This is a genomic window from Rhodopseudomonas sp. B29 (assembly GCF_000333455.1).
Lineage (GTDB): Bacteria > Pseudomonadota > Alphaproteobacteria > Rhizobiales > Xanthobacteraceae > Rhodopseudomonas.
This window is the reverse complement of the sequence record NZ_BADD01000639.1, coordinates 1-8836: the sequence shown is the minus strand read 5'-3', so window position 1 is coordinate 8836 and position 8836 is coordinate 1. Positions and strand designations below refer to the sequence as shown.

Here is an 8836-nt window from a genome sequence, read left to right as displayed (position 1 = left end):
TGACCGCCCTCGCGGCCTTCGACCTCGATGCGGAATGCGTCGTGCTGATAGGTCTTGGCCAGCGCGATGATGCCGCGCGGCAGTGTCGCCGAGAACAGCAACGTGCGGCGACTCTCCGGCGTGGTCTTGAGGATGAACTCCATGTCCTCGCGGAAGCCGAGATCGAGCATCTCGTCGGCTTCGTCGAGCACCACGGCCTTGAGCTGCGAGACGTCGAGCCGGTGGCGGCGGAGGTGATCGCACAGCCGCCCCGGCGTGCCGACCACAATATGGGCGCCGGCTTCCAGCTCGCGCTGCTCCCGGCGCGGGTCCATGCCGCCGACGCAGGACACGACGCGGGCGCCGGCTTCGCCATACAGCCAGCCAAGCTCGCGGTGGACCTGCAGCGCCAGCTCGCGGGTCGGTGCCACGATTAGCGCCAGCGGCGCCGCGGCGGGCGCGAAGCGCTCGCCATCTGCCAGTAACTCGCGGGCGATCGCGAGGCCATAGGCGACGGTCTTGCCGGAGCCGGTCTGCGCCGACACCAGCAGGTCACGGCCGGCGGCGTCGGGCGCCAGCACGGCGGCCTGCACCGGTGTGGCCTCGGAATAGTCGCGCGCCGCCAGGGCACGCGCCAGCGGCGGGGGAGAACTCGAAAATGGCACGGACAGACAACCTTCTGGGCGATAACGCCGAATGGGGATCCCGGCGGCTCACAGGGGGCCGGCCAATGCGCGGCCGCGATGGGCGGGCGATGACGGGAGATTGGGAACACTTAGGCCATATCGGCCAAAAACGCCAATCAATCCTCAAGGACGGCGCTGCAGGCGAGCCGGCTGGCGGCGCGCCGCCATCTACGGAACCTTTCAGATATTACCTCTAGTCCCGATTCCACAACCTCGCGTATGGTCGTCTTGCGGCCGGGCTGCAGATGCTCCGGCCGAACACGCTTTGGTTGCAAGCACATTCCTCGTGGTCCCGATGTCCTCGTCCGACCGTCACAGCCTTGTCCGGCCTGCCGCCGACAGCGGCACATCGCTGTCGCAGCGGGTAACGCGGCTGATGCAGCGAATCGGCCTGCGCTTCGAAGACGCCGACGACGAACAGCGCTTCGTCGACACCTTCGTGCGCGGCAGCCTGCTGTGGACCCAGGCGGCGATGGTGCTCGGCGCCCTCACCTATGCGGGCTACACCTTCTGGGACTGGGTGCTGTACCCGGAGGTCGTGCCGATCACGCTGGCGATCCGCGGCGGCACCGCTGTGGTGGTGCTGCTGCCGCTGACGGCGCTGATCGCCTTCGCGCGGAGCTGGACCGAGACGATCCTGCTGCTCTATTGCGTCATCCCCGGCTGCGTGCTGCCATTCGTGTATCTGGTGCTGCCGTCGGGCTTCACCTTCGCGTCGGCGGGGATGATCATCGTCATCCTGTTCGTCTCGACCATGCTGCCGCTACGCGTCGGCACGCTACTGGTGTTCTGCGTCACCACGTGGCTGGCCTTCGCCTTCGTCGAATGGATCGCGCCGTCGCTGCCGACCGGGCTCGGATTCATCAATCACTTCCTGATCGGCAACGCCTACCTGCTGGCGCTCTACGCCGTCGGCGCTCGCGAATATCGGGCGCGCCGTCAGTTCGAGACGACCGAGGCGCTGCGCCGCGAGACCGCGCGCTCGGAGGCCTCGCTACAAGCGCTGCGGGCCGCGCAGGCGCATCTGGTCCAGGCCGAGAAGCTCGCCTCGCTCGGACAACTTTTCGCCGGTTTCGGGCATGAAGTCAGCACGCCGATCGGGTTGGCGCTGACGACGTCGACGGCACTGCAAGGCGACGTGCAAAGGGCTGTCTCGGATGGTGAACAGCGGACAGGTCCGCCGCTCCGATCTCGTTCGCGGCGTCGGCCGGCTCGAACAAGGCCTGCAGCTGACGTGGCAGAGCCTTCATCGCGCCTCCGAAATGATCCACACCTTCAAGCAGGTGGCGGTCGATCACGCCAACGAGCAACAGGAAACCTTCGAGCTGCAACTCTGGCTGGAGCAGACGTTCGGCAAGCTGAAGCCGCTACTATCGCGGCGAGGCCTCGCCATCGAGATCATTGCGCCGTCCGGCATCGTGCTGCACAGCTATCCGGGCGCGCTCGGCCAGGTGATGAGCATCTTGGCGTTCAACGCCGCCGACCACGCCTATCCGGGTGACACCGGCGGCGTCTTGACAGTGACGGCGTCGCAGCCGACGCCGGAATTAGTCCGTATCGTCTGCGCCGACCACGGCGTCGGCATCGCGGCAGATCTGCGCGACCGCATCTTCGACCCGTTCTTCACCACAAGCCGCGAAGCCGGCAACACCGGCCTCGGCCTGCACATCGCCTTCAATCTCGTGGTCTCGACGCTGGGTGGCACCATCGAGCTGATCGATCAGGGGGGCGGTGCTGCGTTTGCGATCGAGCTTCCGACGGATCGGGCGGCGGTAAATTAACGCGCGCTCGTTTGTCATTCCGGGGCGCGCGAAGCGCGAACCCGGAATCCATAGCCCCTGGACTCGCGGTGAAGCACCGCGTCTGTCACTCTTCGTCCTAACAACTCACACGGGGGTTATGGATTCCAGGTTCGCTCACTTCGTGAGCGCCCCGGAATGACGAACATTGACGTAATGCAATCTAGCTACGTCGGCATCAGCATCAACGCCAGCAACGATAACACCAGCGCCGGTGGCATGATCAGCGCGCCGAGGCTTAGGAAGCGGAGGGCGCCGATGTTTTCACCTTCGCGGCGGAGCGCGATCAGCCACAGGATCGTGGCGAGCGAACCGGTCACGGAGAGATTAGGCCCGAGGTCGACGCCGATCAGCACCGCGCCGGTGATCTGATGCGACGCGTGCGCCGCCTGCGTCGTCGTTGCTGCGATCAGGCCCATCGGCAGGTTGTTGACGAGGTTGGATGCGAACGCCGTGATCAGGCCAGCGCCCCACGCAGTCGCTCGCGGCGATGCGGCCGCCTGCTCGCGCAGCAGATCGGACAGCTGCGGCAGCAGACCGGTGTGATTGAGGCCTTCGACCAGCACGAATAGGCCGGCGACCAACGGCAGCACCGACCACGACACGTCCTTGATCACAGGCACCGGCGATTTGCGGCCGATCAGCAGCACCATCGCGGTGACCAGAGCGCCGCAGATCAGCGTCGGCAGGCCGAGGTCGTGGCCGAGCGCCGACGAGCCGAGCAAGACGACCGCCGTCAACGCGATGCCGCAGGCGACGATCGCCGCGCCGCGCGTCAGCTGCACGCTCTCGAACTCGGTACCGACGCTGCCGTGCAGATGCCGGCGCTGGCTGAAGCGGAGCAGCGCGAAGGTGACGACGATTGCGACCAGCGACGGCACCGCGAACACGCGCAGCCATTCGAGCAGCGTCGGCATGCGATCGCCGAACACGACGAGGTTGGCCGGATTGGAGATCGGCAGTACGAAGCTGGCCGCATTGGCGATGAAGGCGCAGACGAGCAGATACGGCAGCGGTTCGACCTTGGCGGCGCGCGCGGCAGCGTAGACTGCAGGTGTCAGCACCACGGCGGTGGCATCGTTGGACAGAAAGATCGTCACCAGCGTGCCGACCGCATACACAATCGCGAACAGCCGCGATGCCGAATGACGCGACTGTTGCACCGCCTGTACGGCAAGCCAGTCGAAGAGTCCCTCTTTGCGCGCGACCTCTGCCAGCAGCATCATGCCGATCAGAAAGAAGTACACGTCGAGGCCTTTGCCGGCCGCAGCCAAAGCGTCCTGCCACGGCAATAGTTGCAGCACGACAAGCAGCATCGCACCGGCGGCGGCCCAGATGTACTCAGGCAAATTCCACGGTCGCGCCACGACGCCGAGCGTGGCCAGCGCGGCGATGCCGCACGTCGCGGCCGTGACGGTGATCATCACGCCGCTCCCGCGTTCGCCGTGGCGGAGTTGAGGTCACCCGGCGCTCGGGCGCAGGCCGGCCGCAGCAGCGAGGCGAAGCCGACCCACAGCGCCACTGAGCCGACCGCGAAAGCACCGAGGATCAGGAACATCGGCGCGTAGCCTAGCTCCTGTGCAATCCAGCCGCCGATCGCCGGGCTCAGCGACGCGCCGACGCCCTGCACGGTCATCACCGCGCCCTGCCCGGCATTGACCCGTCCGGTGCCGCTGAGGATGCGCGCCACCAGCCCGGGCACGGCCACGCTCTGCAGGCCGGCGCCGACGCCGTCGAGGATCTGCACCGGGTACACGCCGGTCTTGTTCAGCATCCAGGCCGCGATGACACCGCGCAGTGGGAGCGCCAAAAACGAAATCAGCAGCACGAGCCAGTAGCCTTCCTTCTCCGCCATCCGCATCGCCACCAGCGAGGTCGCGATCATTCACCGTCTGGGCGATCACGATCGTCATCGCCACGAAGGTCGCCGGATCGGCCTTCTGATCGGCGACCACGGCAAGACCATAGAGTGGCAGCATCGCCGCGTTGCCGAGATGAAAGAACAACAAGGCGGCGGCCAAGATCAAGAGCGGCTTCGATTCCAACAGCACCCGGAAGCCGCCGACCTTCTCGTCGCCCCCGCCGCGATGCTCCAGCCCGCGCGCCGCATCGTCGTCGATAGCATCGCTCGGAATCATCGTCACTGAGATGATAGACAATACCCCGAAGGCAGCCGCCAGCCAGAACACCGCCGTGAAGCCATAGGCCCAGCCGAGCAAGCCGGACAGCGCGGCGCCGGCGACATTTCCCGCGTGGTTGAAGGCCTGGTTGCGGCCATTCTGCCGGTTGAAGCCAGCCTGCCGGACGATGCCGAGCGTGATGCCGGCGACTGCCGGGCCGATCGCCGCGCCAGCGATCGCGGTCGCGACCTGCGAGGCCGCGACCAGCCAGAACTCCTGTGACAGCAGCACGATGCCCGACGCCAGCACGGTGCAGATGCCAGGAATGATGACGAACAGCTTCTTGCTGCGCGTCGCGTCGATCAGCGCGCCGGCCGGCGTGGTCATCAGCATGCCGGCGACGCCGCCCGCGGTCATCACTGTGCCGATCCAGCCGCTCTGCCAGCCATGCGCCAGCAGGAACACGCCGAGGAATGGGCCGATCCCGGCCTGCATGTCGGCCATGAAAAAGTTCAGCGCGAGCAACGGACGCAGCGCGCGCTGCTGATGGGGCGACGTGGCTGTCACGGAGACCTCAGAATTTCGAGATAAGATTGATGACGCGGGCAAAAGGACAACGCTGGCAATACGGCCGGCGCCGAGTCGTGGATCGGCACGCCAGCGGCACGAACGCGGCGGACGATTACCAACGACATTCGTCTTAGTGATCCCACAAGTTTCCCCGGCCGGATAATCAAAGCCCCGAGCACGTAGTTCCGAACGCGAAACTATTCTTTTTGCAACGCAAGGCAGCAGGCGACGGACCGCGTGCGCGCAAACACTGCGCGCACGCGTAGTTCGGCCGAGCTGATCTCGTGTCAGCTCACGGCGCCCGCGGAGCCGGAGGCGGCGGAGGAGGAGCGTCTGCCCGCGCCGGGGCCGGAGGTGGAGGCGGCGGCGGGCCGGCATCGGCGCGCGGCGGCGGGGGTGCACCGGGCGGTGGCGGCGGCGGCGCCTCGGCGCGGCCAGGCGGCGGAGGCGGAGGTGGCGGCGGGCCGGGAGGACCGAAGGCCTGGTTGCGGCCGTCGGCATGCGACACGATCTGAGCCCGCACGACGCCGCGATCGAACACGCCCTGCACGCTCACCGTCTCACCTTTGGTGACGACCTCGAGATCCTCGCCGCGCGGCCCGAGGTCGATCAGCGCACGACCGTGGCCGTCGTCGAGAATGAACTTGTTACCGAAGATCTCGGCGACATTGCCCTTCACCGCGACCGGTTGCCCGGGCTGCATCCGATCGATCGGAGCCGGTTGCAGCAGCATCACTGGCTGCGTCTGCCAGTTCTGCGCGAGTTTCATGCCGCCCGCACCCGCAGCCGCGCCGACGACCAGCGTCGCCAACGCAATTCCGCCGAACAAACTACGGGGCCGACCGAACCGGCGCGTCGGAAGGGAGGAGTTCGGATTTGGAGTATCAGTGTCAGTCATGGTCCATCTCTCGTTAGTGAGGATGGCGCCACGCTAAACTAGCCGGCCAAATCCAGCCTGAACCGTTCCGTTCAGCTTGAGTTCAGCTCGGGAACGTAGTTCAGGCGTATGAAAATACTTTTGGTCGAAGATGATGCGATGCTGGCGAAAGAACTCGCCCGCGCCCTCAGGGAAGAAAACTTCGTGGTCGACCTCGCGGCGACCGGCGAAGACGGTCAGCACCTCGGCGAAACCGAAGCCTATGATGCGGCGGTCCTCGACCTCGGACTACCCAAGATCCCGGGTGTCGAGGTTCTGCAGTCCTGGCGCAAGCACCAACGACTTTTTCCGGTGCTGATCCTCACCGCGCGCGATGGCTGGACCGACAAAGTCGACGGCTTCAAGGCCGGCGCAGACGATTATCTCACCAAGCCGTTCCGCGTCGAGGAATTGGTGATGCGGCTGCGCGCGCTGGTCCGCCGCGCCTCGGGTTTTGCGGCCTCCCGGATCACCTGCGGGCCTCTGACGTTCGAAGCCTCGGCCGGGCAGTTCGAACTCGACGGGCCTCCGTTGAAACTCACCGCGTTCGAGTGGCGCGTGCTCGAATGCCTGATCATGCGCAAGGAAAACCGTCGTCGAGCGCGGTCATTGTCCCGAAAAGGTCTATGAAGGCGACGTCGCCGCCGACTCCAATTCCCTCGAAGTGATCGTGGCGCGGCTTCGCAAGAAGATCGGCAAGACGATGATCGTGACCGAACGCGGCCGCGGCTACAAACTCACCGCAGGGCTATGACGACGCGCGCGACGGCTTCGCTCGGCCGGCGCTTGCTGATCGCGGCAGGCGCATTCATCGCCGCAGCGCTGGTCATCGCTGCGATCCTGATCTCGTTTGTCCTTCATCGCTTCGTGCAAGGCCAGATTGATCAGCGGCTGGATGCCCAGATCGGCTTCCTGGCGTCGATGCTACAGGTCAGTCAAAACGGACAGCTGAGGCTTTCCGGCACCGCCGATGGGCCGCCATTCGATCGCCCACGGCGCGGCTGGTACTGGACGGTCAACGGGCCTGATAACGTATTGCGGTCGAACTCGCTCCGCGGCGCCGATCTCACACCGCCCGATATAGGCGATCGGCCCCCACCTCCTCCGCCGCCTCCTGATGCGCCCGAGCCGCCGAAGGACCCCCCCGCGCCGGCCGACGGAATCGGGCCGGACAATCGGATGCTGCACTATCGGATCGCAACACTGACGATCTCCGGCCGCCCCGTCACCATCGTCGCTTCGGCACCACGCGAGGCCGTGCTCGGGCCGCTCGGCGAAGCCATGCGCACGCTGGCGATTTCGCTCGCTGTGCTCGGCACCGCGCTGATCGGCGCGATGCTGCTGCAGGTCCGACTTGGATTGCGACCGCTGGAGAGCTTGCGCCGCGCTATTGCCGAAGTGCGCGCCGGCAGCTGGGACCGTGTACCGGAGGCGCAGCCGCGCGAGCTGCAGCCGCTCGCCGATGAACTGAACGCGCTCCTCGGCGAGAACGCCGCCAATCTCGAGCGCGCGCGCCGCCATGTGTCAAATCTGGCGCACGGACTGAAGACACCATTGGCGACCTTGTCGATCGCGCTCCGCAAGGATGCGCCGGGCGCGGACGACATGCAGAGCCTCGTCGTGCTGATGGATCGCCGCATCCGGCATCACCTCGGACGCGCGCGGTCCGCCGCGCTCGGTGGACCGGTCCGTGCCCGCACTGTGCTGGCGCCGCGCGTTGCAGACCTCATCCTGGTGCTCGGCAAGGTGAATGCGGACAAAGCCGTCGCAACCGATCAGCGCATCCCATCGACCACGGCGGTCGCCTGCGAACAGCAGGATGTCGACGAGATGCTCGGCAACGTGCTCGAGAACGCCTTCGGCTGGTGTCGCTCCAGGATCAAGATCGAAGCGCGCGCCGACGGCCGAAGCATCGTGCTGACGATCGACGATGACGGCCCCGGACTGTCGCCCGAGCAGATGTCCAATGCGGTCCAGGCCGGCCGCCGACTCGATGAGAGCGCGCCGGGTTTCGGCTTCGGGCTGTCGATCACCCGCGAACTCGCAGAGCTTTATGCCGGAGCGCTGACGCTGAGCCGCTCTCCGCTCGGCGGCTTGCGCGTCGAAATCAGACTGCCGGCCGCTTAGAGAAGCGCTGCATCAGAACCAACGATGCAAGCCCTTTCAACAAGGAGAACCTCATGGTGAGGAGGCGCGTAGCGCCGTCTCGAACCATGCGCCGCGGACGCGTGGCCCATCCTTCGAGACGCCCGGCTCCGCCGGGCTCCTCAGGATGAGGTCCAGTGTTTTTCACCGCCCCGTCTTCACCCGCGTCCACAACCGATTGATAATGCGCTGAGTGGCTGCTTCGCGGGCGGTGATGACGAACAGCCGGGCCTGCATGTCGGCATCCGGATAGATCGTCTTGTCGCTCAGGACGCGCGGATTGATGAATTCCTGGCTGGCCTTGTTGCCGTTGGCGTAGGACAGGAAGTCGGAATTGCGCGCCGCGATCTCGGGGCGATAGAGGAAATTGATCAGCTCGTAGGCCTCGGCGACATTGGTCGCGTCCGCCGGGATCGCCAGATTGTCGAAGAACATCTGCGCGCCCTGCTTGGGGATGGCGTAGCCGATCTGCACGCCGTTGTTCGATTCCGCGGCGCGCGCCTGCGCCTGCTTGATGTCGCCGGACCAACCGACGACGAGGCAGATTTCGCCGGTGGCGAGCGCGATCGGATACTCCGACGAGTGGAACTTGCGCACATAGGGGCGACCTGTGACCCCGCC

8 protein-coding genes and 2 pseudogenes are annotated in these 8836 nt (G+C 66.2%); 4 read left to right on the top strand and 6 right to left on the bottom strand.

All coding sequences use genetic code 11. The features are described from left to right. Positions 1–644: DEAD/DEAH box helicase (locus tag I5M_RS23060; protein WP_031337359.1), on the bottom strand; the 644-nt coding region annotated here is incomplete at its 3' end. A gap of 316 nt (positions 645–960) precedes the next feature. Between I5M_RS23060 and I5M_RS30450 the strand changes: the two genes are divergently transcribed. Then, a complete protein-coding gene (locus I5M_RS30450) occupies positions 961–2166 on the top strand; it encodes a hypothetical protein (RefSeq protein WP_244432075.1) in 1206 nt (401 codons plus the stop codon). Continuing rightward, positions 2120–2446, top strand: a complete 327-nt coding sequence (locus I5M_RS33865) for an ATP-binding protein (protein ID WP_244432074.1) — start codon at positions 2120–2122, stop codon at positions 2444–2446. The genes I5M_RS30450 and I5M_RS33865 overlap by 47 nt, the downstream gene beginning before the upstream one ends. Positions 2447–2631: 185 nt before the next feature. Here I5M_RS33865 and I5M_RS23050 read toward each other — a convergent pair whose 3' ends face one another. The 4 genes and pseudogenes from I5M_RS23050 to I5M_RS33220 all read right to left on the bottom strand — a co-directional run bounded on the left by I5M_RS23050 (position 2632) and on the right by I5M_RS33220 (position 5965). Next, the gene (locus I5M_RS23050; RefSeq protein ID WP_022723560.1) at positions 2632–3888 is read right to left on the bottom strand and encodes an arsenic transporter; all 1257 of its coding nucleotides are present in this window, start codon (positions 3886–3888) and stop codon (positions 2632–2634) included. Then, positions 3888–4349 (bottom strand): hypothetical protein, encoded by a 462-nt coding sequence (locus I5M_RS34290; protein ID WP_022723559.1) that lies wholly within the window; start codon positions 4347–4349, stop codon positions 3888–3890. The genes I5M_RS23050 and I5M_RS34290 overlap by 1 nt, the downstream gene beginning before the upstream one ends. A gap of 124 nt (positions 4350–4473) precedes the next feature. Beyond that, positions 4474–5079, bottom strand: a pseudogene (locus I5M_RS34285) (MFS transporter); the annotation flags it as partial. 367 nt (positions 5080–5446) lie between these two features. After that, a complete protein-coding gene (locus I5M_RS33220; protein ID WP_210161627.1) occupies positions 5447–5965 on the bottom strand; it encodes a hypothetical protein in 519 nt (172 codons plus the stop codon). Between the two features lie 195 nt (positions 5966–6160). Here I5M_RS33220 and I5M_RS30435 point away from each other — a divergent pair. Beyond that, a pseudogene (locus tag I5M_RS30435) lies at positions 6161–6824 on the top strand (response regulator transcription factor). Then, entirely contained in the window at positions 6821–8197 is a 1377-nt protein-coding gene (locus I5M_RS23025; RefSeq protein ID WP_022723556.1) for an ATP-binding protein, read from the top strand. The pseudogene I5M_RS30435 and the gene I5M_RS23025 overlap by 4 nt, the downstream one beginning before the upstream one ends. A gap of 162 nt (positions 8198–8359) precedes the next feature. Here I5M_RS23025 and I5M_RS23020 read toward each other — a convergent pair. Further along, positions 8360–8836, bottom strand: a 477-nt coding sequence (locus I5M_RS23020) for an extracellular solute-binding protein (RefSeq protein ID WP_022723555.1), incomplete at its 5' end; no start/stop codon positions are given.